Source organism: Lentzea sp. NPDC051838 (assembly GCF_040681245.1).
Classification (GTDB): Bacteria; Actinomycetota; Actinomycetes; order Mycobacteriales; family Pseudonocardiaceae; genus Lentzea.
Genome location: NZ_JBFAYI010000006.1, coordinates 293,002 through 317,222, shown reverse-complemented (window position 1 = coordinate 317,222; position 24,221 = coordinate 293,002). Strand labels below are relative to the sequence as shown.

Genomic DNA, 24,221 nt, shown 5'->3' with positions numbered 1-24,221 from the left:
GTTAGGAGCGGACCAGGCGGGCGATGGCGTCGCTGGCTTCCGCGATCTTCGCGTCGGCCGCGGTGCCGCCCTCGCTGATGGCCTGGCTCACGCAGTGCTTCAGGTGCTCGTCGAGCAACCCCAGTGAGACCGCCTGCAACGCCCGAGTGGCCGCGGAGATCTGAGTGAGCACGTCGATGCAGTACTCGTCTGTCTCGATCATCCGCTGCAAGCCGCGGACCTGGCCCTCGATCCGGCGGAGGCGGTGCAGGTGGGCGGTCTTGTTCTCGGCGTAGCCGTGCATGTCTCGCTCCTTCTCCTGCCACCGCGCGGCCGGCTGGTGATGCCGGGGGAGCGGTGGGCTCTGCTCATTTATACCCTAGGGGGGTATGGGTATGTCAAAAGAGAAGTCCGGGAGAGCCCGGACTTCTCGGTTTCTAGCTCGCCCTGACGAGCTGGTACCGGCCGGTGACCAGGCGCGCCACGGCCAGCGCCTGGTCGGCGAACCGGGCGTAGAACCTGCTGAGCAGCACCGCGTCGACACCGTGGACGGTCCCGTACGGCCACTCCCGGTCGATCGCGTCGAGGAGTGTGCGGTTCAGGCCGTTCATCTCGGCGTTGGCGACGGTGAGGCCGTGCAACAGCAGCGGATCGCGGGTGCGCACGATCCGGCTCATGCCCTGGGCCGAGCGCTCGGCCAGGTCTCCCCGGCGCACGAACAGGTCGCGCAACGCCGGCGGCACCGCGGGGTCGGGGTGGCGGCGCCGGACCGCGACGGCCACGTGGCGTGCGAGGTCGCCCATCCGTTCGACCTTCTCCGCCGAGCGCGCAACTTGCACGATCGTCCGCAGATCGGACGCGACCGGGGACTGGAGCGCGAGCAGCAGGTGCACGTCGTGCTCGATCCGTTCCCTGGCGGTGTCGAGCACGACGTCGTCGGCGATGACCTGCTCGGCCAAAGCGAGGTCTTCCGACAGCAGGGCCGCCGTTGCTCGATGTATCGCCAGCGCGGTGAGGTCGCACATGTGCGCAAGGTGGAGCACCAGCGCGTCCAGCCGGTGGTGGAAGTGGTCACGCATGTCGCCACGGAATCCCAGGCCTGACCTGCGCCGCAAGGGGCCCTTACGCCATCTCGACGTCGTCCGCGCCGATCTTGGCGTCAGGAACCCGTGAAGATCACCCGGTGGCGCTCTGCGACAGGCCTGAGCGGCGGTTATCTTGCGGGCGTGACTGACCGGCAGAAGCTCGCCCACGACACCGTCCGCCTGGCGGTGGTCGTCGGAGCGCTCGGCGTCGTGTTCGGCGACATCGGCACGAGCCCGATCTACACGATCCAGACGGTGTTCAACCCCTCGGACCCGCACCCGGTCCCGGTGAGCGTGAACAACGTCTACGGCGTGGTGTCGCTGATCTTCTGGTCGGTCATGATCATCGTGACCATCACCTACGTGCTGCTCGCCATGCGGATCGACAACGACGGCGAGGGCGGCATCATGGCGCTCATCACGCTGCTGCGCCGGTGGAAGTCCAAGCAGGGCAGGAAAGCGGCGGCGACGCTCGCGGCGCTGGGAATCTTCGGCGCGGCGTTGTTCTTCGGCGACAGCATGATCACGCCCGCCATCTCGGTGCTGTCCGCGGTGGAGGGGCTGAAGGTCGTCGAGCCGGAGCTGGAACGGTTCGTCGTGCCGATCACCGCGGTGATCATCGTGGGGCTGTTCCTGGTGCAGCGCAGAGGAAGCGCGGCGGTCGGCCGGTTCTTCGGACCGATCATGATCCTGTGGTTCACCGCGATCGGCGCGGCAGGGATCGTGGGGATCGCGAGCCATCCGGAGATCCTGAAAGCACTGTCGCCGACCTACGCGCTGGGCTTCCTGTTCGGGCACTTCGGCACCGCGTTCTTCGCGCTGGCGGCCGTCGTGCTGGCGGTGACCGGTGCCGAGGCGCTCTACGCGGACATGGGCCACTTCGGGCGGCCCGCGATCGCGCGCGGGTGGCTGTTCCTGGTGCTCCCGGCGTGCGTGCTCAGCTACATGGGGCAGGGCGCGCTGATCCTGGAGGACCAGACGAACATCAGCGGGCCGTTCTTCCTGCTCGTGCCGGAGTGGGCCCGCTGGCCGATGGTGATCCTGGCGACGGCGGCGACCGTCATCGCGTCCCAGGCCGTGATCACCGGCGCGTACTCGGTGGCGTCGCAGGCCGCGCAGCTCGGGTACCTGCCGCGGTTGCGCGTCGCGCACACGTCGGAGTCGACGATCGGCCAGATCTACGTGCCGTGGATCAACTGGCTGCTGATGGTGTCGGTGCTGACGCTGGTGTTCGCGTTCCGGACGTCGGCGGCGCTGGCGTTCGCGTTCGGCATGGCGGTCACCGGCACGATCACCATCACGACGACCCTGTTCCTGTTCATCTGGCGCCTGAAGTTCAAGGCGCCGGCCTGGGCGATCGTGCTCGGGTGCGTGGTGCTGCTCGGCGTCGACCTGCTGTTCCTCGCGGCCAACCTGACCAAGCTGCTGCACGGCGCGTGGCTGCCGCTGCTGATCGGCCTCACCGCGTTCACCGTCATGACGACGTGGCAGCGCGGGCGGGCGATCGTCACCAGGAACCGACAGAACGCCGAAGGATCGCTGCAGGCGTTCGTCCAGGAACTGCACGAGCTGTCACCGATGCGCGTGCCGGGCTGTGCCGTGTTCCTCAACCGCGGCAAGGAGACCGCTCCGCTCGCCATGCGCGCGAACGTCGAGCACAACCATGTGTTGCACGAGCGCGTGGTGGTCGTGTCCATCGAGACCGAACCGGTGCCGCGCGTGCCGCTGGACCGCCGGGTCGAGGTCGACGAGCTCGGCTACGGCGACGACGGGATCATCCACGTGAGCGCTCGCTTCGGCTACATGGAGACACCGGACGTGCCCGCCGCGCTGGCGTTGCTGGACCCGGCGCAGACCGAGGGCCCGCTGAACCTCGACCAGGCGCGCTACTTCCTGTCGAAGATCGAGCTGCAGCGCGGCAAGGCGCCGACGATGGCGGGCTGGCGCAAACGGCTGTTCGTCGCGACGTCCTACATCACCGCGGACGCCGCCGAGCACTTCGGACTGCCCCGAGAGCGAACAGTGATCATGGGCGCCCACATCGATGTCTAGCCGGCCCGCCACTCGGACGGGTGAACTCTGTCCTGATCCACGCCTAACGCCGTCTGTTCAGTGTCCCGAAACCATGGTCATCTCCCTCCCCGCAATAGGAAGGGGCGGGCGGCGCGGCGGCATGGGGAAGGGGCGGGCGGGCGCGGCGGCATGGGGAAGGGGGGCGGGCGCGGCGGCTTGGCACCGGGCAGTCGAGCCGTGACGACTCCCTGTATCGGCCGACGGGCACTCCTGGTTGGCACGCAACGCGTCCGTGGTTCCACGTCGAGCGGATGCGCGGCCCGTGGGAGAGATAGGAGCCGTGGGAGCTGTGGGAGCTGTGGGAGCGATAGGAGCCGTGCGAACCGTGGGAGCCGTGGGAGCCGTGGGAGGAGGTCCACCTGGTGCTCGACCCGGCTGTGGAACGCCGGAAAACCTCGCCGACGCGCGTCCTCGACCCGCTAGGCGACTGACACGTCGGGCAGGGGCCTGCGGCTGATGTCGCGGGCCTCGTCCGGCGGAACTCCCAGCATGCGCAACAGATCCTCGGCGACCTGGTCGGTCGTCGCCGCGTCGTCGCGCTCCGGTTCGGCGTGCAGGAGCTGGCCCAGCGCCAGCACCGCGCCCGCGACGACGACCAGCGCCATCTCCGGGTCCGCGACCGTGAACCGGCCGGCCGCGAGTGCCGCGTCGATGTCCCTGCGCGCCCGCGGTGCCAGGCCCCTGCCCGATCTGGTCAGCTCGAAACCGTTGTGCAGCAACACCTTGCTCAGCTCCGGCAAGCGCCTGTGCAGACGGCCCGTGAGGCGGAAGCTCTGCGCGAACACGTGCGCGGTGTCGTCGAGGTCGCCGGTGTGGCTGTCGAGCACCTGGCCGAACGTGTCGAGCGCGTCCTCGAGGGCCGCGTGGAAGAGATCTTCCTTGCTCTCGAAGTGGTTGTAGAACGAGCCCATCCCGACGTCCGCGCTCTGCGTGATCTCCAGGATCGGCGCGTTGAGCTTCCCGTGCGCGATGAAGTCCTGCGCGGCGCGGACCAGCGCGGCACGCGTTCGGGCCTTGCGGCGCTCCAGACGGTTCTCGGTCACCCACACAGTCTAGTCGAACGTCACAACTGACGAAATCCTCAACTTCTGCTTGACTGAGGAGGTGTTCGTAACTGAGGATTTCGTCAGAAGGGAGTGGCGATGAGCGATCCACACGCTGGACTGCACAGCGAGCAGGGCGCACTGGCCGGTGAGCACCCCGGCCGGGACCGTGATCCGATCATCAAGGCGCACGACCTGGCGTGGCTCGAGTTCGCCAAGCCCGACCTGCGCAAAGCCGAGGAGTTCGCGGTCGCGTTCGGGTTCACCGCGGCGCTGCGCACGGACAGCGAGCTGCACCTGCGCGGCACGGATCCGGGCGCGCCGTGCGTGCTGATCCGCAAAGGCCCGCGCGAACGGTTCCTGGGTCCCGCGTTCCGGGCCGCCGACGGTCGTGACGTGCTGCGCCTCGCCAACGCCGCGGGCGTGAGCGTCACGGGGCTGCCGGAGAGCCTCGGCGGCGTGGGCACGACGGTCCTGGACCCGAGCGGGTTGCCGATCAAGGTCGTGGCGGACATGCACGACCTGCCGGCGTTGCCCGCGCAGACACCGCTCACGCTCAACGCCGGTGCCGCGAACCGCGTCAACGCTCCACAACGGCCTCTTCGCGAGCCCGCGCGGGTGCAGCGGCTCGGTCACGTCGTCATCCAGACGACCCGGTACCGCGAAACCCTCGACTGGTACCTGCGGTTCCTCGGCCTGATCGTCAGCGACTTCCTGTTCTACCCGGGACAGCGCGAGCGCGGGCCGATCATGAGCTTCATCCGGTGCGACCGCGGGAACACACCAGCCGACCACCACACGCTGGCGCTCACGCTGGGTCCTGCCAACAGGTACGTGCACTCGGCGTACCAGGTCGCGGACCTCGACGCGCTCGCGGCGGGCGGCGAGTACCTGCTCGACCACGGCTACCGGCGGTCGTGGGGCATCGGCCGGCACATCCAGGGCAGCCAGCTCTTCGACTACTGGCGCGACCCGGACGGGTTCCTGGTCGAGCACTTCAGCGACGGCGACCTGTTCGACTGCACGCTCGAACCGGGCTGGGCGCCCATGACCGCATCCGGCCTCGCCCAGTGGGGTCCGCCCGCGACGCGCGACTTCCTCGGCGTCCGCCCGGCCGAGCTGATCACCGTGGCGCACGGCCTGCGCGAGGACAACGAATTCGACCTGCACCGCCTGCGCGGCATGCTGAAAGCGGCGAGCTCATGAGCACCTCGATCCTGCGCACCGCCGACGCCTGGTGGGTCGCTTCCGCTGACGGCGCCACTCGAATCGACACCACCGCGCGCACGACCGGCGAGTTGCTGATGAGCACGTTAACCACCACGGGTCTGCCGGGTCCGGTCAACGAGCTGAAGCTGCTCTCGCCGGTCACCGCGCCGTGCCGCGTTGTCGCGCAGATGACCAACTACGTGTCGCACGTCGTCGACACCGGTCTCGATCCCCGGACGACACCGCTGGCGTTCTTCCGCAAGTCGTCCGGCTCGATCAGCGGCCCGTACGACGACGTCCTGAAGCCCGCGCACGTGCGGCTGCTCGACTACGAGGCCGAGATCGGCCTGGTCATGGGCGCGGACAACCAGATCGCCGGGCTCGTGATCACCAACGACGTCTCCGCCCGCGACCTGCAGCTGCCGAAAACGCAGTTCTACGAGTCGAAGTCGTACCCGACGTTCACCCCGACCGGCCCGGTGCTGGTGCTGCTCGACCCCGGCGAGCTCGACAGGGTCGCGGACCTGCGGTTGCGGCTGTGGGTCAACGGTGACCTCCGCCAGGACATGACCGCCGCCGACATGATCTACCCGCCCGCGGAGGCGTTGCGCGCGCTGACGCGGTTCCAGCGCCTCGATCCCGGCGATCTCGTGCTCACCGGCACGCCTGTCGGCACGGCGTTGAGCGCGCCTGCGAAGCCCGTGCAGCTGATCGCCTCGCTGCTGCCGGCCGCGACGAGGTGGCGGCTGTTCTTCAAGGCACAGGCGAAGAACCCGAAGTATTTGAAGGACGGGGACGTGGTGGAGATCGCGATTGGGACGGACGACGGCAAGTTGGACCTGGGCCGTCAACGCACGGTGGTGAAAGCATGAGTACGTTGTGGCCGCGGTACTCCGCGCCCGAGGATCTTCCCGCGATCGAGTCCGTACCGCTCTCCGACCGCGGCCTGCCCGACTCCACCTACGCCCTGCTGAAGCGCGCCGCCGACCTGTGGCCCCACCGCAAGGCGATCACGTTCCTGCCGGACGTGACCTGGACGTTCAGCGACCTCCTCCGCAACGTCAACCGCTACGCGAACTCGTTGCGGCGCCAGGGTTTCCGACGCGGTGACGCCATCGCGCTGATGTCGGACGACCGCCAGGTGATGATCCCCGCGATCCTCGCCGCCCAGCTGGTCGGCATCGCCATGCCGATCAACCCGGCTCTGGCGCCCGACCACGTGCAGGAGCTGCTCGCCCGTTCCGGAGCACGCATCCCAGACCTCAACGACTCAGGACCGTCCACATACGACGGTGACCGGCCGAAGAGCGCCGACCTCGCGGCGTACTTCCACACCGGCGGCACGACAGGCGCTCCGAAGCTCGCCGCGCACACCCACGCCAACGAGGTCGCCAACGCCTGGATGCTGGCGGCGAACGAGCTGCTGGACGAGGACGCGGTGTTGTTCGCCGCGCTGCCGTTGTTCCACGTGAACGCGCTCATCGTCACGCTGTTGACACCGTTGTTCAAGGGCCAGCACGTGGTGTGGGCAGGACCGCTCGGCTACCGCGATCCCGCGCTGTACGGGGAGTTCTGGCAGATCGTCGAACGACACCGGATCACGACGATGAGCGCGGTCCCGACGGTCTATTCGGTGCTCGCGCAGTGCCCGGTGAACGCGGACATCAGCAGCCTGAGGTTCGCGATGGTCGGCGCCGCACCGCTTCCACCCGCCCTGCGGAAAGCCTTCGAGTCGCACACCGGAGTGCCGCTGGTCGAAGGTTACGGCCTCACCGAGGCCACCTGTGCCAGCGCGCGCAGCTTCCCGGACGCACCGAGGCCGGGCTCGGTCGGCCAGCGCCTGCCGTACCAGCAAGTGAAGATCCAGGCGGACGGCGTGCTGGCCATCAGCGGGCCGACGGTGTTCGCGGGGTACGTGCGGAGCCCAGGCGAGCTGGACGAGCCGGGGGAGTGGCTCGACACCGGCGACCTCGCGACGATCGACGACGACGGCTTCATCCGGCTCTCCGGACGCGCCAAGGACCTGATCGTGCGCGGCGGCCACAACATCGACCCGGCGGTGATCGAGGACGCCCTGCTCAGCCACCCGGCGGTGACGGCGGCCAGCGCGGTCGGCCGGCCGGACGTGCACGCGGGCGAGGTCCCGGTGGCGTACGTGACGCTCGCAGGTCAGGCCACGCCGGAGGAGCTCAAGGAGTGGGCAGGGAAGCGGGTGCCGGAGAAAGCGGCTGCTCCCAAGGAGATCGTGGTGCTCGACGCGTTGCCGCTCACGGCGATCGGCAAGCCGTACAAGCCGGAGCTGCGGGCGGACGCCACCCGCCGCGCTTTCCACGATCTCGACGTGGAGGTCGTCATCGAGGACGGAACGGTCGTCGTACTGGCGGCTCAAGAAGCAACGTCGGCGCTCGAGCGGTACGCGGTGAATTGGAGAGCCCAGTGACCATCGCCTTCGCCATCCTCGTCGCCCTCATCTTCGCGGGCCTCGGCACCGCCAAAGTCCTCGCCCTGCCTCAGGCTCGTGAGCTGGCCACCCATTCCGGCTTCTCCGCCACGGCCTACCGCGGCATCGGCGCACTGGAACTGGCAGGCGCGGCCGGTGTGCTCACAGGTCTTGCCTTCCCACTGCTAGGTGGCCTGGCTGGAGCCGGACTTCTACTGCTGCTCGCGGGGGCGCTCATCACGCACCTGCGCAACCAACACACCCTCCAGCAGCTCGCACCGGCCGTCGTGTGCGCGCTGCTCGTCATCGGATATCTGGTGGTACTGCTGTGAACCGCATCGACACGCATCAGCACGTCGTCCCGCCGCGTTACGCGGAGTGGTTGAAAGCCAAGGGAATCCGTCCGGGCGGCGTCGACGTGCCGGACTGGTCGGAGAGCGCCGCCCTGGAGTTCATGGACGGCCACGGCATCCAGACCGGCATCCTCTCGCTCTCCACGCCCGGCGTGCACTTCGGCGACGACGAGGAAGCCCGCAGGTGGGCCCGCGAGATCAACCTGTACTGCGCCGACATCAAAGATCGCCGCCCAGGCAGGTTCGGCTTCTTCGCCACCCTCCCGATGCCCGATGTGGACGGTGCGATCGAGGAAGCCGAGTACGCCCTCGACGTTCTCAAGGCCGACGGGATCGTGCTGCTCGCCAACTACGAGGGCCGCTACCTCGGCGACAAGGACTTCGTGCCACTGCTGGAGTTCCTGCACGAGCGCGGGACAACGGTGTTCGTCCACCCCGGCGAGCTGCCCGCGGAACCGGTACCCGGCATCCCCGGCTTCACCGCGGACTTCCTGCTCGACACCACCCGCACCGCGATCAGCCTGATCCTGTCCGGTGCCATGACCCAGTACGCGGGCATCAGGTTCATCCTCGCGCACGCCGGCGGGTTCGTGCCCTACATCGCCTACCGGATCCTGCTGACGATGGCCAAGGAAGGCCTGCCCCCGAGCCTCGACGTGCTCAAGCAGTTCTACTTCGACATCGCGCTCTCGGCGACGCCCGCCGCGTTGCCGAGCCTGCTGGAGGTCGCCGACCCCGACCACATCACCTACGGCAGCGACTTCCCGTTCGCACCACCGATCGCGGTCGGAGCGATCAACGGCCTGTACGAGCAGTACCCGCTCGACCCGGAGCTGCGCCGAGCCATCGACCGCGGCAACGCCGAGACCCTGTTCCCGCGCCTGGAAGGACAGCAATGACCGACGTTCTCATCGTGGGCGGAGGCGGCGCCGGGCTGACGGCCTCGATCCTGCTGTCCCAGCTCGGCATCGACACGGTTCTGGTGAACGCGCGGCCGAGCACCAGCGCGTTGCCCAAGGCCCACTACCTCAACCAGCGCACGATGGAGATCTTCCGCGATCTCGGCATCGCGGACGAGGTCTACGAGCGCGGCACGCCACCGCACCAGATGTCGCACACCGCCTGGTACGCCGGGCTGCGCGGCGACGACCCGGACTGCGGCAGGCAGTTCGGCAAGCTCGAGTGCTGGGGTGCGGGTGGGCAGAACCCGGCGTGGGCGGCGGCGAGCGCGTGCCTGCCCGCTAACCTGCCGCAGATCCGGCTCGAACCGATCCTCAAACAACGCGCGGAAGAGCTTGGCGACGTCCGCTTCAACCACGACGTCATCGGGATCAGCCAGGACGACGGCGTCACGGCCACGATCCTGGACAAGAACACCGGCGAGACCTACGAGATCAAGGCCCGCTACCTGCTCGGCTGCGACGGCGGCCGCACGGTCGGCCCGGCGCTCGGCGTCACGATGGAGGGCCACCGCGACGTCGCCCGCGTGGTCACGTTCCACCTCACCGCGGACCTGTCGAAGTGGGCGCAGGACCCCGAGGTGCTGATCCGCTGGCTCTGCCTGCCGCACATGGGCTTGGGTGGCGTGCTCGCTCCCGCCGGACCCACGAGGTGGGGCCCGGACTCCGAGGAGTGGATCTTCCACCTCAACTACCTGCCCGACGACGAACGCGCGCTCGACGACGCGGCCGTCGAAGCCGACCTCCGCAAGGCACTCGGCATCGACGCCTACGAGATCCACATGATCACCCGCTGGTCGATCGAGGGCGTGGTGGCGGACAGGTTCCGCGACGGCCACGTGTTCCTGCTCGGCGACGCGGCCCACCGCCATCCCCCGACCGGCGGCCTCGGCCTGAACGCGGCGGTGCAGGACGCGCACAACCTGTGCTGGAAGCTCGCGGCAGTCCTCAATGGACAATCAACCGACGCGCTGCTCGACACCTACGAGCCGGAACGCAAGCCGACCACCGCGCGCAACGTGCAACGGGCCGTCGAGAACGCCGTCAACCACCTCGTCACCACCCAGCAGCTCGGCATCAGCCCCGAGAACACGGCAGACCAGAACTGGGCAGCGCTCCGGAACGTTTGGAGCGACGGACAACGAGTGATCGCCAGCCAGTCGATGGAGTTCGACGAGCACAACGTCGAGTACGGCTACACCTACGAGTCCGACGCGATCGTCAGCGACTGGACCGAACCCGAGCACAACCCGGACCCGATCCGCCTCTACCAGCCGAGCACACGACCGGGACACCCGCTGCCGCACGCGTGGCTCGGCGACGGGGTCCCGGTCATGGACCTGGTGCGGCCCGGCCGGTTCCTGCTCATCGCGGGGGAGCAGGGGCACGACTGGCTCGCGGCGGCGGCGAAGGCCGCAGCAGACCTGGACGTACCGGTCGACGCGGTCAGGATCGGTCACCTCGACGGAGATCACCTGGACCCGCGCTCGCAGTGGGCGCGGCACCGCGGGATCACCGATCGGGGCGCGATCCTGGTGCGCCCCGATCGGTTCGTGGCCTGGCGGTCGACAGGGGAGACCGCTGAGCCCGCCGCGGAACTGGTCGACACGCTGACCAGAATCCTTGGTCGCTAGGCGCTTTCGGCCACCGCACCTCGACCGGCCGCCCGTCCGGAGAACAGGCAGCCACCGAGGAACGTGCCCTCCAGCGCGCGGTAGCCGTGCACACCGCCACCGCCGAACCCGGCCACCTCGCCCGCCGCGTAGAGGCCGGTGATCGGCTGTCCGTTCGACCCGAGCACCCGGCCCGTGAGGTCGGTCTGCAGGCCTCCCAGCGTCTTGCGCGTCAGGATGTTCATGCGGATCGCGATCAACGGGCCGGAGCCGGAGTCGAGGATCTTGTGCAACGGGGCCGTGCGGGCGAGGCTGTCCCCGCTGTACGCCAACGAGTTCCGGATTCCCATCACCTGCACGTCTTTGGTGAACGGGTTGTCGACCTGCTGGTCCCGCACCACGATCTGGCGGCGCAACGAGTCCAGGTCTACCAGGTTCTGGCCGGTCAGCTGGTTCATCCCGGCCACCAGGTCCGGCAGGTTGTTCTTGATGACGAAGTCCGCGCCCTTGTCCATGAACGCCTTCACCGGCGGCGGCGTGCTGTTGAAGATCCGCATCGCGATGTAGGCGGCCAGGTCCTTGCGGGTGATCTCCGGGTTCTGCTCGGATCCGGAGAGCACGAACTCCTTGTCGATGATCTTCTTGTTCAGGATGAACCACGAGTAGTCGTAACCGGACTTGCCGATCAGCTCCAGCGTGCCGAGCGTGTCCAGCGACGGGATGCCGGGGTTCGCGAACCGGCGGCCGCGCGCGTCGAACCACATCGACGACGGCGCGGCCAGCACGCGGATGCCGTGGTCCGGCCAGATCGGCGTGTGGTTGATCATGCCCTCGGTGTAGTGCCACATGCGGTCGCGGTTCACGATCCGGCCGCCGGCGAGCTCGGTGATCGCCAGCATCCGCCCGTCGACGTGTGCGGGAACGCCGGTGATCAGCCGTTGCGGGGCGGGGCCGAGACGCGCGGGCCAGTTGCGGCGCACCAGGTCGTGGTTCGCGCCGATGCCGCCGGAGGTCACGATCACCATCGGCGCGTGCAGCTCGAAGTCGCCGATCTTGGTGCGCGAGCTGGGTGTGCCACGCGCGGCGCTGCTCGGCTCCAGGACGCTGCCGCGCACACCCGTGACGGCGCCGTTGGTGACGATGAGGCCGTCGACCTGGTGCCGGAACTTGAAGGTGACCTTGCCGGCGCGAACCCCGTCGCGCACCTTCTTCTCGAACGGCTCCATCACGCCGGGGCCGGTGCCGAGCGTCATGTGGAAGCGCGGCACCGAGTTGCCCGGCCCGTCGGCGAGTTGACCACCGCGCTCGGCCCAGCCGACGATCGGCACCCACCGCACGCCCAGCCCGTAGAGCCAGTCGCGCTTCTCCCCGGCGGCGAAGTTCAGGTACGCCTCGGCCCACTTCGCGGCCCAGTAGTCCTCGCCCAGGGGATCGTTCACGCCGCGGTCGAACCCGGCGGTGTTGAACCAGTCCGCACGGGCCAGTTCGAGGGAGTCCTTGATGCCCGCGGTGCGCTGCTCGGACGAGTTGACGAAGAAGAGGCCGCCGAGCGACCAGAACGCCTGTCCGCCGAGGCTGGCCTCGGGTTCCTGGTCCAGCAGCAGCACTTTCCGGCCCGCCGCGGCGAGCTCGGAGGTCGCCACGAGCCCGGCGAGGCCGTGTCCCACCACGATGACGTCCGCGTCCGTCCGAGGCGCCGCCCCTGCCATCGCCTGCCCGAGCGTGGCGCTCGCCGCGATCGCGCCACCCGCGGCGATCAGGTTGCGACGGCTGATGTTCCGGTCCGACATCCCAGGCCTTCCTCGTTGAAGGTGGTGCCCAACGCGAATTACTCTCGCGTAATGCAACTAACCAGCAACGGCTGAGCGGGGGATAGGGGCTCACCACCAAACGGCGGCAGTGGTCTTGTGGCCGTCCCACAACCTGGCTCGTGGAGGCGTTGTGCCGGGAATGTCCGAGATGGTCCGACAGGTGCTGGAGGCCGTCGCGGCTGACGACAAGGTGGTCGAACGGGTCGTCGACGCCGCCCGCGGCCACTCGCCGGAGGTGGCCCGGCTGCCCGCCGAGGAGAACCGGCGCCACATCGCGTTCCTGCTGGCGGAAGGGATCGCGCACCTCGAACGCGGCGGGACACCGGACGACGGCGACTTCTCCGCGGCGCTGGCGTTGGGCGCGGACCGTGCGGCTCAAGGCGTGTCGATGGCCGGGCTGTTGCGCGGGGTGCACGCGGGACGCACCGAACTGATCCGGGCCGCTGTCGAGCTGGCGCGGTCGCTCGCGGTCGACGACGGCACGATCCTCGACTTCATGATCGACCTGGACCATTACGTCGGCGCCGTGGAGCGGCACATCATCAGCGGGTATCACACGGCTGAGCTGCAACTGTCCCGCACCGCAAGGGATCTGAACGCCCAGGTGCTGCGCCGGTTGCTGGTCTCGGGAGAGTTTCCCGACGCCTCCGAGCTGGCGCGCGCCGGGCTGCGTCCGGACGGGCGCTACCACTGCTTCGTCTCCGCGGTGACGGATCCGAGCCACGCGCGGACGCTGGAACAGCGGCTGCACCCGTTCGGCGGCGTGTACGGGCTGGTCGAGGGACGGCTGGCCGGGCTCACCCACCTGCCGCCGTCGTGGTCGGACGATCTTCTCGTCGTCTCACCGGCGACGGCCCTGAAGTCGTTGCGGGGCACGTACTCCCTGTGCACTCAGGCCCTGGCGGCGGCGGGTGCGTCGCTGGGAGTGCGGCTGTTGACCGATCTCGCGGGTGAGACCGCTCTCGCGGCGTTCCCGGGACTGGCGGACACGCTCGCCGACTCGCTGCTGGGCCAGCTGGATCCGAAGAGCACGTTCCACCACGAGATGGTGGCGACGGCGTTGTGCTACCTCGACAACGGCGGCCGGCTCAGCGCGACGGCCTCGGCGTTGCACATCCACGCGAACACCGTGCGGTACCGGCTCGATCGGCTGGTGGAGCTCACGGACGTCGATCTCGGCGAGAACCCGGACGTAGCGCGGTCGCACGTGCTGACCACGCTGCACACCTGGTGGGCGCTGCGGTCGTGGATCGACCGCAGCGCCCGATGACGTGCTACAGGCGGTAGAAGTCGGTGTAGTGGTTCGGCGAGAAGTAGACGACGCCGTTGGTGCGGTCGCGGACGATCCGGTACGCGTCGCGGGCGGCACCGCGGGCGCGCGGGTAGACGTCGTACTCCGAGTAGGTGTGGTCGAGCGGCAGCTGGCGCTCGCGGTTCTGGAACGTGCCGCCGGTGTAGTTGTACTGCCCGGTCGGCCAGGAGTACCAGCCGCTCGACGTCGGCCAGCCCTTCCCGGCCCAGATGTCCCTGGCGTTGCGGGCCGCCGAACAACGGGACTGCGTGCAGGAGCTGTACACGGTGGCGTCGGCGGCGGGTGCGACGGCGGTCGTCACACCGAGCACGGACACGACGATGGCGAGAGCGGCGAGCAGGCGATGCGTCCAGGGTGCTTGCAGGGTTCGCACTTCAGACCTCCATCGGCAGGGATCGTTGGATGTCGTGATCTTCGCTGTTGATCACCACCAGCCGGTGAACGGCAGGGAACCATCCGCGCAACTGTGGCCTCTTCACGCTCGCACAGATGTGGACGGCGTGGGCGGTCTTGGATCAACCAACCCGATTCCACGTGCCTTGGCTCTGAACGCTCCAGTTGATCAACGCCGAACAGCGGATTGATTCCGCTGCCACCGGCGATAAGTTTGCCCAATGGCAGCACGGAAACACCTCTTGGTGCTGCTGACCCTGCTCACCACCGCCTGCACGGCCGAGCAGGGCGGCACGCCCTCGCCAGCACCACAGAGCTCATCTCCCTCTCCGGACAAGGAGACGTCCACAAAGGTCCGTGCGGTGATAGACGGCCGCACGGTCGAACTCGCCGACGGCACGAAGGCGCGCATCTCGCTGCTCGCCGAACCACCGTCGTGCAACGCTGCCGCCGCGCTGGAGTTCGCCACGAAGACGTTGCTGGACAAGGAGGTCCAGGTCGGCAGCATCACCCCCGGCGAGATCACGCTGCGGATGGAGGACGGCACCGACTACGCGATGCTCGCCGTGAAGAACGGCATCCTGCGCACCACCGGCGTGGACGGCGGTCCGATGACGGAGGCCGAGTCCAAGGCGTCCAAGGGGAAACTCGGGTTGTGGGGGAAGGACTGTCCCACCTCGACGACTCCTCCGCCCACACCCGCGTCCACTCCTGCCACGCAACCTCCGGCAGCTCAGACACCGCCGGCGCCGCCCTCGCCGCCGTGCGTTGTCGTCTACCGGGTCAACAGCACCTGGCCCGGCTCGTTCCAGGCCGAGGTGACCGTCCGCAACGTCAGCGGCAAGCTGATCGACGGCTGGACGTTGCGCTGGCGGTTCCCCGACGGGCAGACCGTGGCGCAGATGTGGAACGCCTCCGTGTCCCAGACCGGCGCCGACGTGACCGTGACCAACGCCGGCTACACCGCGCTGCTCGTTCCCGACGGTTCCGTGTCGCTGGGGTTCAACGGCTCGGTGAACGGCGCCAACTCGGTGCCTTCCTCGTTCACGCTGAACGGGTCGGCCTGCACCACCGGGTGATCAGTTCTTCAGGTCAGTTCTTCTGCCACCACTCGGTGATCACGCGCGCGTACTCGGGGGCGTTCTCCTCCCAGGCGAAGTGGCCGGCGTCGATCACGTCGAGGTTGCTGTTCGGCAGTTTGCCGTGCAGGAACTCGACGTTCGACACCGGCACCACCGGGTCGTTCCTGCCGTTGAGCAGCTGGACCGGCGTGGTGATCGACGGCAGCAGCTCGGCGAGCTTCTTGAGGTCTGTCGGGTACGCGCGCACGTACGCCATCTGCTCGTAGAACCGCTGTCCCTGGTACGCGGCGAGGTAGTCCTGCCGCACCACGTCCGGCAGTTCGTAGCCCTGGATGGCGTCCATCGCGATGTTCACGACGTCCTTGGGGCCCATTGCCTTGTACTGCGAGATGTCCTCGTCGTGCACCCACTCGTGCAGCGGCGTGCCCAGGTCCGTCGGCACCAGCGAGCCACCGCTGCCGATCACGACGCTGCGGAACCGGCCGGCCGCCTTGGCCGCGGCGAAGAGGACCGCGCTGGTACCGACGTCCGGGCCGACGGCGTGCGGGTGGTCGAGCCCGAACGCGTCGGCGATCTTGACGATGAACTCGCCCATCGCGCTCGGTGTCAGCAGGTCCTCGCGCAGCTCGGAGTGGCCGAAGCCGGGCAGGTCGACCGCGATCAGGTGAGCGTGCTCGGCGAGGCGTGACCAGGTCGCGTCGTAGGCGTAGATGCTCTCGGGCCACGGGCTGAAGAGCAGGGCGGCGGGCTTGTCGCTGAGAGCGCTCTCCGCGTACCGGATGGACAGGCCGTCGATGGTGCGGAAGCGGGGCTGGATCTGTGTCATGACTCCAATATGACCGGTCGTCTTAAGCCCGTCAAGGGCTGAGACGACCGGTCATTTTCGCGCGAGTCAGCGGAGGAGTGCGTCGAAGGCGATGGTGAAGAACGCGGCGAACGACGACCCGTCCTTGGCCGCTCGTTCGCCCACGATCGCGCCTTCCCAGGCGTTGACCAGGAAACGGCCGAGCGTCTCGGCGTCCTGGGTCGAGGTGATCGACCCGTCCTCCTGGGCCTCGCGGATCGCGGCGGTGATCGCTGCGGCCCAGTAGTCGAACCCCGTCTTGACGCCCTCGCGGATCGCCGGGATGTGGTCGGCGGCCTCGACGCTGAAGTTGCCGTAGACGCAGCCGCGTTCGTAGCCGAACTCGACGATGTCCTTCGCGAGGAACTCGAAGTGCACGCGCAGCCGGGTCAGCGGCGGCACCTGCTCGTCCGCCAGCGTCTCCAGGTGCCGCGACTCGCCGTAGCGGTCCATCACGACGAGAGCGAGCGCTTCCTTGCTCTCGAAGTGGTTGTAGAAGGAGCCCTTGGGCACGCCGGCGCTGTCGGTGATCAGCTTGACGCCCGCCGCGTTGTAGCCGTGGCGGTGGAACTGCTCGTACGCGGCGTCGACGATCTGGTCTCGCGTGCTGGCCCTGGGCATTCTCCCAATATGAGCGGTCGTCTCAGCTGCGTCAAGCCAGGTTGCGCTCGATGCCGTGGGCCGCGACGCGCAGGCCGGAGATCAACCGCACCTTGTCCCGCTTGAGCGACGGGACCACGACGCCGAGCGCCGCGACGACGTTCTCGTCGTGCCTGATCGGGACGGCGACGCTGCACGCGCCCAGCGACATCTCCTCGTAGGTGGTGGCATAGCCGTCGTCGAGGATGCGGCCGAGCTGCGCCTGGAGCTGCGCGGGCTGGGTGATCGTGTACGGCGTCATGCGGTCGAGCTTCTTGAGCGCCTCGCGTTGCACCGACTCGGGTGCGTGGGCGAGGAGCACCTTGCCGACGCCCGTCGCGTGCAACGGCAGGTGCGAGCCGATCTCGCTGACGACCGGCACGGAACGTTGGCCGGAGATGCGGTCGAGGTAGAGCACCGTGAGCTTGTCGCGCACGCCCAGGTGCACGGTCGCGAGCGTGCCGGCGTAGAGGTCGTGCAGGAACGGCGAGGCGAGGCGGCGCAGGTCGGTCTGCACCGGCGCGAGGGTGCCGAGCTGCCACAGGCGCTGGCCGACGACGTAACCGCTCGACGTTCGCGTCAACGCCCCGGCCTTGGTCAGTTCCGTGACCAGCCGGTGCGCGGTGGTGAGCGGCAGGTCGGCGCGCTGGCTGAGCTCGGTGAGCGTGAGCCGGGGGTGGTCCTCGTCGAAGGCCGCGAGCAACGCGATCGTGCGCGCCACGACCGTCGCGCCCGGCACCGAGGTGTTCCCCGCCATCGCGGTCTCCTTCCACTGAGTGGAAGCATACGGTCGACGGCGTCCGGTGCTCGTCCCTAGCGTTCGATGGTGTGACGACCAGCCAGCACGAGATCAGCGACGAGATCGCGAAGATCCAGGCCGACTCACCGACGGGTGCGCCGCTGCTGGACTTCCCTCCGTACCGCAGCACCTTGCTGAGGCATCCGACCAAGGAACCGCGGCTCGTGGATCCCGAGGGCGCCGAGCTGCTCGCCCCGGTGTTCGGCCACTCCGACGTCGCTCCGGTCGAGTCCGACCTGACGATCCAGCGCGGCGGCGAGCCCATCGGCGAGCGCATCCGCGTCCAGGGGCGGGTGCTGGACGGCGACGGACGGCCGGTGCGGCGTCAGCTCGTCGAGATCTGGCAGGCCAACGCGTCGGGACGGTACTCGCATCAGGGTGACCAGCACCCGGCGCCGCTGGACCCGTTCTTCACCGGCGTCGGGCGGTGTCTGACCGACGACGACGGCTGGTACTCGTTCACGTCGATCAAGCCGGGGCCCTATCCGTGGCGCAACCACCACAACGCCTGGCGGCCCGCGCACATCCACTTCTCGTTGTTCGGCACCGACTTCACGCAGCGTCTGATCACGCAGATGTACTTCCCCGGCGACCAGCTGCTGGCGCTGGACCCGATCGCGCAGTCGATCACCGCGCCCGGTGCTCTGGACCGGTTGATCGCCTCCTACGACCACTCGCGGTCCGAGCACGAGTGGTTGCTCGGGTACCGCTGGGACATCGTGCTGACCGGCAGCCACGCGACCTACCTGGAGCCTTCCGATGACTGAGACTCCCGGGCAGACCATCGGCCCGTTCTTCCACCACGCGCTCGCCTATCCCGGCGACGCCGAGCTGGTGCCGTTCGGATCGGCTGGATCCGTTGTGCTGCATGGATTTGTGTACGACGGCGACGGGGCCGCGGTGCCGGACGCGATGATCGAGATCCGGCAGGCTGATGGTTCGGGTGTGGTGCCTGCCGTCGACGGGTCGTTGCGGCGGCGCGGGTCCGGGTTCACCGGGTGGGGGCGGTGCTGCACCGACGCGGCCGGGCACTACTGGTTCAGCACCGTGGAGCCGGGGGCGCCGTTCTTCGCGGTGACCGTGTTCGCGCGGGGGTTGCTCGACCGGTTGTTCACGCGCATCTACCTGCCGGGCGCCGACGTGGACGGGTTGACGTGCGTTCGGGAGGCCGATAGGCGGCTGCGGTTCGACATCCACCTGCAGGGGCCGTCCGAGACTCCCTTCTTCACGTTCCCGCGGAGCTGACCGTGCTGCCCGGGTCGTATCGCGCTGCCGGACTGGTGGACGACGCCGCGCTGGTCCGTGCTCTGGTCGACGTCGAGGTGGCGTGGGCTCGGGTGCTGGGGAACTCGATCTCCGTATCGCTTGTCGAGCTCGATCCCGTCGAGGTCGAGGCCGCCGGGAATCCGGTGCTGCCTCTGGTGTCGGCGTTGCGTGCTCAGGTTTCCGGTCCTGTCCACACCGGACTCACTTCGCAGGACGTCCTCGACACCGCGATGATGTTGTTGGCACGTAAGGTTTTGGGCCAGGTGTCGGCGGATTTGTCGCTGGTTGCCGAGGCTCTTGCCGCATTGGCTTCCGCGCACCGGTCGAGTGTCATGGCCGGGCGGACGTTGACGCAGTTCGCCGTGCCGATCACGTTCGGGCTGAAGGCCGCCCGGTGGCTGGACGGTGTGCTGGACGCGCTGGACGGGCTTTCGGCCGTGGTGCTGCCCGTGCAGTGCGGTGGTGCTGCGGGGACGTTGGCTCGGGTCGACGGGGACCCTTTGGTGGCTGCGTCGGCTTTCGCTCAGCACCTCGGACTGGTGTGGCCCGGGTTGCCCTGGCACTCGCATCGGGCGCCGGTGACGCGACTCGGCGACGCGCTGGTGCGGGTGTGCGACGCGCTCGGGGTGATCGCGGCGGACGTGCTGACGTTGGGGCGGCCGGAGATCGGCGAGGTGTCCGAGGGTGTCGTGGCCGGGCGTGGTGGGTCGTCGACCATGCCGCACAAGCGGAATCCGGTGCTCTCGGTGCTGGTGAACAGTGCAGCGTTGCAGGCTCCGCAGCTCGGGGCGCAGTTGCACCTGTGTGCGGCGCGCGCGGTGGACGAACGTCCGGACGGGGCTTGGCACGCGGAGTGGCCGGCGTTGCGTTCGTTGCTGGAGCTGGTCGCGGTGGCGGCGTCGCAGGCGGCTGAACTGGTTTCCGGGCTTGAGGTGCACGCCGACGTGATGGCTCGGCGTGCTGATGCGGCTGCCGGCGATCTGCTGGCCGAAGCGGGTGGTGGAACGGATCCCGGTTCGTACCTGGGAGCTGCGTCGTCCTTTGTGGACGTTGTGTTGGGGCGGTGGGAGAAGCGGTGACCTACGACGACGGCATGAAGGTACGGCGCGAGGTGCTCGGCGACGCGCACGTGGACAGCGTTGTGCCGGACGAGTTCACGCAGGACTTCCAGGAGCTCATCACCAAGTACGCGTGGGGCGAGATCTGGACCCGGCCCGGCCTGGACCGGCGGATGCGGAGCGCGATCACGTTGACGGCGTTGATCGCGCACGGGCACTGGGACGAGTTCCGGATGCACGTCTCGGCGGCTTTGCGGAACGGGCTGACCGTCGAGGAGATCTCCGAGGTGATCTTGCAGAGCGCGATCTACTGCGGCGTGCCCGCGGCGAACCACGCGTTCGCGGTGGCGCGAACCGTGCTGAAGGAGGAGGCGTGATGCGCACTCAGGTCGGCATCGTCGGCGCTGGGCCGGCCGGGCTGATGCTCTCGCACCTGTTGTCGCTCAACGGGATCGACAGCATCGTCATCGACAACCGAACCCGCCTGGAGATCGAGAACACGGTCCGCGCGGGTATCCTGGAAGCCGACAGCGCCCGCCTGCTCGTCGACACCGGCGTGTCGGATCGCGTGCTGCGCGACGGGCATGCGCACGAGGGCATCGACCTGCGGTTCGGCGGCGAGAGCCATCGCATCGACTTCCGCGCTCTGGTCGGCGAGTCGGTGTGGCTGTACCCGCAGACCGATGTCTTCGTCGACTTGGCGAATGCGCGCGCCCGCGACGGCGGCGACGTGCGGTTCGGTGTCAGCGATACGTCGGTGGATGTTGACGCGCCTGCGATCCGGTTCGTGGATTCGGACGGTGTGCAGCGGGAGGTGCGCTGCGATCTGCTGGTCGGCGCGGACGGGTCGCGGTCGATCTGCCGGGCCGAGGTGCCGGAGTCCGTGCGGCTGCACAGCTTCCGCGAGTACCCGTTCGCGTGGTTCGGCATCATCACCGAGGCGCCGCGCAGCGCACCGGAACTCGTGTACGCGCACTCGCCGCGCGGTTTCGCGTTGATCAGCCAGCGGACGGCGACGCACCAGCGCATGTACTTCCAGTGCGACCCGTCGACCGATCCCGCGTCGTGGTCCTCCGACCGGATCTGGGAGGAGCTGCAGGCACGCGTCGCCGGGCCGGACGGGTTCTCGTTGAAGGAGGGGCCGATCACCGAGAAGACGGTGCTGCGGTTCCGCTCTTTCGTCGCGGAACCCATGCGCCACGGCAATTTGCTGCTCGCCGGCGACGCCGCCCACACCGTGCCACCGACCGGTGCGAAGGGCTTGAACTTGGCTTTGGCGGATGTGCGCGTTCTCGCCGAGGTGATCTCACGGGCTCTGCTGAAGAACGACAGCGACGCGCTGGACGAGTACGGGCCGCGCGCGTTGGACCGGGTGTGGAAGGCGCAGCACTTCTCGTACTGGATGACGACGATGCTGCACGCGCTACCCGCCGCCACGGACTTCGACGTGCGCCGTCAACTCGGCGAGCTGAGGTCGGTGGTCGGTTCCGAGGCGGGGTCGCGGTACCTGGCGGAGGGCTACACCGGCTGGCCTGCTTGAGCTCTCAGATCGGCAGCAGCTCGACCTCGCCGCCTTGGTGCCCTGGTGGGACGACGGCGAGCGCGTCGGCCAGGGCCGCACCCCACAACGAACCGGGGCGGTCGTGGCCGACCGGAACCGCTCCAGCCACCGGGATGAGCCTGGTGTCTCCGGGGTGGGCGACTTCGTCCAGCCACGCGGTGATCGGCGGCCTGGGGTGGTGGCCGCCGAGGGTGTCGAGGAGCGGGTTCAGCAGGGTCAGGACCGCTGCCAGCGCGGCGAACGGGTTCCCCGGCAGCCCGACGACGCAGCGGCCGTCGGGGAGGACCGCGAGCAGCATCGGGTGACCTGGGCGGCAGGCGACGCCGCTGACCAGGATCTCGGCCTGCAGTTCGGCCAGTACTCGGCGGAGGTGATCCGCGGGGCCGACCGAGGTGGCGCCGCACGTGACGAGGACGTCGGCCGCGTCGAACGTGAGGGCGTCGGCGAGAGCGTCCGGGTCGTCGCGCAAGTGGGTGGTGCCCAGGAGGTCGGCTTTCTTGAGCAGGCCGGGGAGCATCGGGCCGATGGCGTCGCGCACTCGGCCTGGGCGGGGTGGGCCTGCTTGGAGGAGTTCGTCGCCGGTGACGATCACGGCTACTCGGGGGCGGCGGTGGACGAGGAGGGTGTCGTGGCCTGCTCCTGCGGCCAGGCCGAGGACTGCGGGGGAGACGAGGGAACCTGCGGGGATCAGCTCATCGCCTGCTGACCAGTCCTCGCCACGGCGGCGGATGTGCTTGCCGGGCTGAAGTTGTGCGGCGGGGTGGGGGTGTGTGCCGGGCTGCGGGTGTGCGATGGCGCGCGCGGGGGCACCGTGCTGGCGGCGTGCGGCATCAGCGTGGCTGCCGGAGTGAACCTGGGCGGCGTGCGGGTGCCCGCCGGTACAGCCGTGGCCTGGGTGCGCGACACCTGCCGTCTCCCGAAGCCACCCACCCTCGACCGAGCACCGCTCCACCGGGACCACCAGCTCCGCCCCGCCTGGCACCGGCGCCCCCGTGGCAACCCCGAACGCCTCACCACCCCGCAACCACACCCCGGGCACCGGATCCCCAGCAGCCACCCGCCCCACCACAACCCAAGGCCCGGCCCCGGACACCGCGTACCCGTCCATCGCGGAGGTGTCGCAGGTCGGTTGGCTGGCCAGAGCCCGCACCCCCGACGCGAGCGCGAGACCCAGAGCGTCGGGCAGAGCGACCTCGAGACCCTCCAGCGGCTTGGCGGCCGAGCGGGCCGTCTGGCGGGCGAGATTCCAGGGCATGTTCATGTGGGCTCCCGTGGTATAGCCTACCTCATACTGTATGCAATCCTCGGAACGGGGTGAAGGGCATGTCAGTCGCGACTTACGTACGTGATCACGTCGGCAGGCTCTACCGGGTGGGGGAGACCGACGTCGAGGTGTCGGGGCGGTCGCGGCGCACTGCGTTGTGGGCCGCCTGGGCGGCGATGCTCGCGGCCGGCATCGGGCAGTACGGCTTCGGCGCGTTGATCCCGCAACTGCAGGACCGGTGGAGTGTTCCGGAGCTGTTCTGGGCGCTGGCGTTGTGGACGGTGTGCCAGGCGGGCACGGCGTTTCCGGCTGCGTGGCTCCAGAAACAACAAAGACTGACGCCCACAGGGGCCCTGTGGATCGGCGCGATCCTCACCGGCACCGGGTTCTTCACGCTCGGGCAGGGGCAGCTCGTCGGGTACGCCGTGCTCGGCGGCATCGGGGCCGGGCTCATCTACGCGACGTGTCTCGGCACGATCGTCCGCTGGTATCCGGAGCGCGTGACGCGGAAGGTGGCGTTCGTCAGCGGCGCGTTCGCGTACGGGTCGGTGCCGTTCGTGCTGGCCGTGGGGATCAACTACCAGGGCGGTTTCCTCACGCAGGCGGCCATCGCGATCACCGCCGTAGTCGCCGTAGCGGGCGCGTTGATGAAGAACCCGCCCGAGCACTGGTGGCCGGCGCACATCTCACCGCGCGAGTGGGCGCTGGACCGGGCACGAGTGGCGAACCGCGCGGCGCTCAAGGAGTTCCGGACGCACGAGGCCATGCGGACCGGCACGTTCTGGTGGCTGTACGGCGGGGTGGCGTTCGCGGCGGCGGTGTCGCTCTACGACCTCGCTTACCTGCCGCTGTTCGTCGGAGACAAGATCCTCGGCGCGACGGCCCTCGCCACGCTCGCGGCGGCAACGGGCACCGGACGCGTGCTGGTCGGGTGGATCTCGGACAAGATCGGCCGCCGCAAGGCACTCGTCTGGACGCTCGCGACCGGAGGTGTGGCGCAGTTCGTGCTGCTGTACTCCCAGAACGTCCCGGCACTGCTGCTGGGAGCCGCGCTGGCGGGCCTCGGCACCGGGTGCTGCTACTCGTTGCTGGTCGGCGTCACCAGGGAGTACTTCGGCGAGACGAACGGCGCGCAGAACTTCGGCGTGCTCTACACGGCGAAAGCCGCGGGCGCGCTGATCGCGGCGATCGTGCTGGCGTCGCAGGGGCCGACGTTCGCGTTCCTCGCGGCCGGCGTGCTCGGGCTGGCGGGCTCGGTGCTCACGAGTCAGCTGTCGCAGCCGGGAAGGCCGCGCCTGTGAGCCGGGTGCCGAAACTGGACAAGGGCTGGCATCAGACGCCTGCAGAAGGCTGTTGCCTGATGGAGCTGACGTCGGTGCTCGCGGGCGAGGTGTGGTCGGACCGGCCCGCCTGCGTGCATCCGGTGCTGGCGTGCGTG

At 69.1% G+C, this 24,221-nt stretch carries 24 protein-coding genes; 15 read left to right on the top strand and 9 right to left on the bottom strand.

Annotated features, from left to right (window positions below; all coding sequences use genetic code 11):
* Position 1: 1 nt before the first annotated feature.
* Together AB0M24_RS17385 and AB0M24_RS17380 are read right to left on the bottom strand one after the other, a co-directional pair.
* Entirely contained in the window at positions 2–283 is a 282-nt protein-coding gene (locus AB0M24_RS17385; protein ID WP_363767887.1) for a metal-sensitive transcriptional regulator, read from the bottom strand.
* 133 nt (positions 284–416) lie between these two features.
* A complete protein-coding gene (locus tag AB0M24_RS17380) occupies positions 417–1,058 on the bottom strand; it encodes a PhoU domain-containing protein (protein ID WP_363767884.1) in 642 nt (213 codons plus the stop codon).
* 147 nt (positions 1,059–1,205) lie between these two features.
* Here AB0M24_RS17380 and AB0M24_RS17375 point away from each other — a divergent pair, with 147 nt between their 5' ends.
* Entirely contained in the window at positions 1,206–3,116 is a 1,911-nt protein-coding gene (locus AB0M24_RS17375) for a KUP/HAK/KT family potassium transporter (RefSeq protein ID WP_363767881.1), read from the top strand.
* A gap of 440 nt (positions 3,117–3,556) precedes the next feature.
* Here AB0M24_RS17375 and AB0M24_RS17370 read toward each other — a convergent pair whose 3' ends face one another.
* Positions 3,557–4,180, bottom strand: coding sequence for a TetR/AcrR family transcriptional regulator (locus AB0M24_RS17370; RefSeq protein ID WP_363767878.1), 624 nt, complete (start codon positions 4,178–4,180; stop codon positions 3,557–3,559).
* 99 nt (positions 4,181–4,279) lie between these two features.
* Here AB0M24_RS17370 and AB0M24_RS17365 point away from each other — a divergent pair, with 99 nt between their 5' ends.
* Genes AB0M24_RS17365 through AB0M24_RS17340 form a run of 6 tightly spaced genes read left to right on the top strand, consistent with a single transcriptional unit; the run spans position 4,280 to position 10,775 of the window.
* Complete coding sequence (locus tag AB0M24_RS17365) at positions 4,280–5,386, top strand: VOC family protein (RefSeq protein ID WP_363767875.1); 1,107 nt, start codon at positions 4,280–4,282, stop codon at positions 5,384–5,386.
* Positions 5,383–6,261 (top strand): fumarylacetoacetate hydrolase family protein, encoded by an 879-nt coding sequence (locus AB0M24_RS17360; RefSeq protein WP_363767872.1) that lies wholly within the window; start codon positions 5,383–5,385, stop codon positions 6,259–6,261. The genes AB0M24_RS17365 and AB0M24_RS17360 overlap by 4 nt, the downstream gene beginning before the upstream one ends.
* Entirely contained in the window at positions 6,258–7,829 is a 1,572-nt protein-coding gene (locus AB0M24_RS17355) for an AMP-binding protein (protein ID WP_363767869.1), read from the top strand. Before AB0M24_RS17360 ends, AB0M24_RS17355 begins: the two co-directional genes overlap by 4 nt.
* Positions 7,826–8,161 carry a DoxX family protein gene (locus AB0M24_RS17350; RefSeq protein WP_363767866.1) on the top strand — a complete coding sequence of 112 codons (336 nt, stop codon included), beginning with the start codon at positions 7,826–7,828 and terminating at the stop codon, positions 8,159–8,161. The genes AB0M24_RS17355 and AB0M24_RS17350 overlap by 4 nt, the downstream gene beginning before the upstream one ends.
* On the top strand, positions 8,158–9,081 hold the full coding sequence (locus AB0M24_RS17345) for an amidohydrolase family protein (protein ID WP_363767863.1): 924 nt from the start codon (positions 8,158–8,160) through the stop codon (positions 9,079–9,081). Before AB0M24_RS17350 ends, AB0M24_RS17345 begins: the two co-directional genes overlap by 4 nt.
* Positions 9,078–10,775, top strand: coding sequence for an FAD-dependent monooxygenase (locus tag AB0M24_RS17340; protein ID WP_363767860.1), 1,698 nt, complete (start codon positions 9,078–9,080; stop codon positions 10,773–10,775). Before AB0M24_RS17345 ends, AB0M24_RS17340 begins: the two co-directional genes overlap by 4 nt.
* On the opposite strand, the gene AB0M24_RS17335 is transcribed toward AB0M24_RS17340, so the two are convergent.
* Positions 10,772–12,463, bottom strand: coding sequence for an FAD-binding dehydrogenase (locus AB0M24_RS17335; protein ID WP_363768282.1), 1,692 nt, complete (start codon positions 12,461–12,463; stop codon positions 10,772–10,774). The two genes, AB0M24_RS17340 and AB0M24_RS17335, sit on opposite strands and share 4 nt — an antisense overlap.
* Before the next feature lie 241 nt (positions 12,464–12,704).
* Between AB0M24_RS17335 and AB0M24_RS17330 the strand changes: the two genes are divergently transcribed.
* Entirely contained in the window at positions 12,705–13,835 is a 1,131-nt protein-coding gene (locus AB0M24_RS17330) for a helix-turn-helix domain-containing protein (RefSeq protein ID WP_363767858.1), read from the top strand.
* 4 nt (positions 13,836–13,839) lie between these two features.
* On the opposite strand, the gene AB0M24_RS17325 is transcribed toward AB0M24_RS17330, so the two are convergent.
* A complete protein-coding gene (locus AB0M24_RS17325) occupies positions 13,840–14,250 on the bottom strand; it encodes a ribonuclease domain-containing protein (RefSeq protein WP_363767855.1) in 411 nt (136 codons plus the stop codon).
* A gap of 241 nt (positions 14,251–14,491) precedes the next feature.
* On the opposite strand from AB0M24_RS17325, the gene AB0M24_RS17320 reads away from it, so the two are divergent.
* Positions 14,492–15,349 (top strand): cellulose binding domain-containing protein, encoded by an 858-nt coding sequence (locus AB0M24_RS17320; RefSeq protein ID WP_363767852.1) that lies wholly within the window; start codon positions 14,492–14,494, stop codon positions 15,347–15,349.
* A 13-nt stretch (positions 15,350–15,362) separates the two neighbouring features.
* On the opposite strand, the gene AB0M24_RS17315 is transcribed toward AB0M24_RS17320, so the two are convergent.
* From AB0M24_RS17315 to AB0M24_RS17305, 3 genes are all read right to left on the bottom strand, one after another.
* A complete protein-coding gene (locus tag AB0M24_RS17315) occupies positions 15,363–16,178 on the bottom strand; it encodes an alpha/beta hydrolase (RefSeq protein ID WP_363767849.1) in 816 nt (271 codons plus the stop codon).
* A gap of 66 nt (positions 16,179–16,244) precedes the next feature.
* Complete coding sequence (locus AB0M24_RS17310) at positions 16,245–16,817, bottom strand: TetR/AcrR family transcriptional regulator (RefSeq protein WP_363767846.1); 573 nt, start codon at positions 16,815–16,817, stop codon at positions 16,245–16,247.
* A gap of 31 nt (positions 16,818–16,848) precedes the next feature.
* Positions 16,849–17,592, bottom strand: coding sequence for an IclR family transcriptional regulator (locus AB0M24_RS17305; RefSeq protein WP_363767844.1), 744 nt, complete (start codon positions 17,590–17,592; stop codon positions 16,849–16,851).
* Positions 17,593–17,684: 92 nt separating this feature from the next.
* Here AB0M24_RS17305 and pcaH point away from each other — a divergent pair, with 92 nt between their 5' ends.
* The 5 genes from pcaH to AB0M24_RS17280 are packed head-to-tail and all read left to right on the top strand — an operon-like array spanning position 17,685 to position 21,498.
* The gene (gene pcaH / locus AB0M24_RS17300; protein WP_363768279.1) at positions 17,685–18,401 is read left to right on the top strand and encodes a protocatechuate 3,4-dioxygenase subunit beta; all 717 of its coding nucleotides are present in this window, start codon (positions 17,685–17,687) and stop codon (positions 18,399–18,401) included.
* Entirely contained in the window at positions 18,394–18,879 is a 486-nt protein-coding gene (locus tag AB0M24_RS17295) for a protocatechuate 3,4-dioxygenase subunit alpha (protein WP_363767841.1), read from the top strand. Before pcaH ends, AB0M24_RS17295 begins: the two co-directional genes overlap by 8 nt.
* Positions 18,880–18,881: 2 nt before the next feature.
* The gene (locus AB0M24_RS17290; protein WP_363767838.1) at positions 18,882–19,979 is read left to right on the top strand and encodes a lyase family protein; all 1,098 of its coding nucleotides are present in this window, start codon (positions 18,882–18,884) and stop codon (positions 19,977–19,979) included.
* Positions 19,976–20,335, top strand: a complete 360-nt coding sequence (gene pcaC, locus AB0M24_RS17285) for a 4-carboxymuconolactone decarboxylase (RefSeq protein WP_363767835.1) — start codon at positions 19,976–19,978, stop codon at positions 20,333–20,335. Before AB0M24_RS17290 ends, pcaC begins: the two co-directional genes overlap by 4 nt.
* Entirely contained in the window at positions 20,335–21,498 is a 1,164-nt protein-coding gene (locus AB0M24_RS17280) for a 4-hydroxybenzoate 3-monooxygenase (protein WP_363768276.1), read from the top strand. The genes pcaC and AB0M24_RS17280 overlap by 1 nt, the downstream gene beginning before the upstream one ends.
* Before the next feature lie 4 nt (positions 21,499–21,502).
* Here AB0M24_RS17280 and AB0M24_RS17275 read toward each other — a convergent pair whose 3' ends face one another.
* Entirely contained in the window at positions 21,503–22,780 is a 1,278-nt protein-coding gene (locus tag AB0M24_RS17275; protein ID WP_363767832.1) for a molybdopterin molybdotransferase MoeA, read from the bottom strand.
* Between the two features lie 62 nt (positions 22,781–22,842).
* On the opposite strand from AB0M24_RS17275, the gene AB0M24_RS17270 reads away from it, so the two are divergent.
* Positions 22,843–24,084 carry an MFS transporter gene (locus tag AB0M24_RS17270; RefSeq protein WP_363767829.1) on the top strand — a complete coding sequence of 414 codons (1,242 nt, stop codon included), beginning with the start codon at positions 22,843–22,845 and terminating at the stop codon, positions 24,082–24,084.
* The last annotated feature ends 137 nt before the right edge of the window (positions 24,085–24,221 follow it).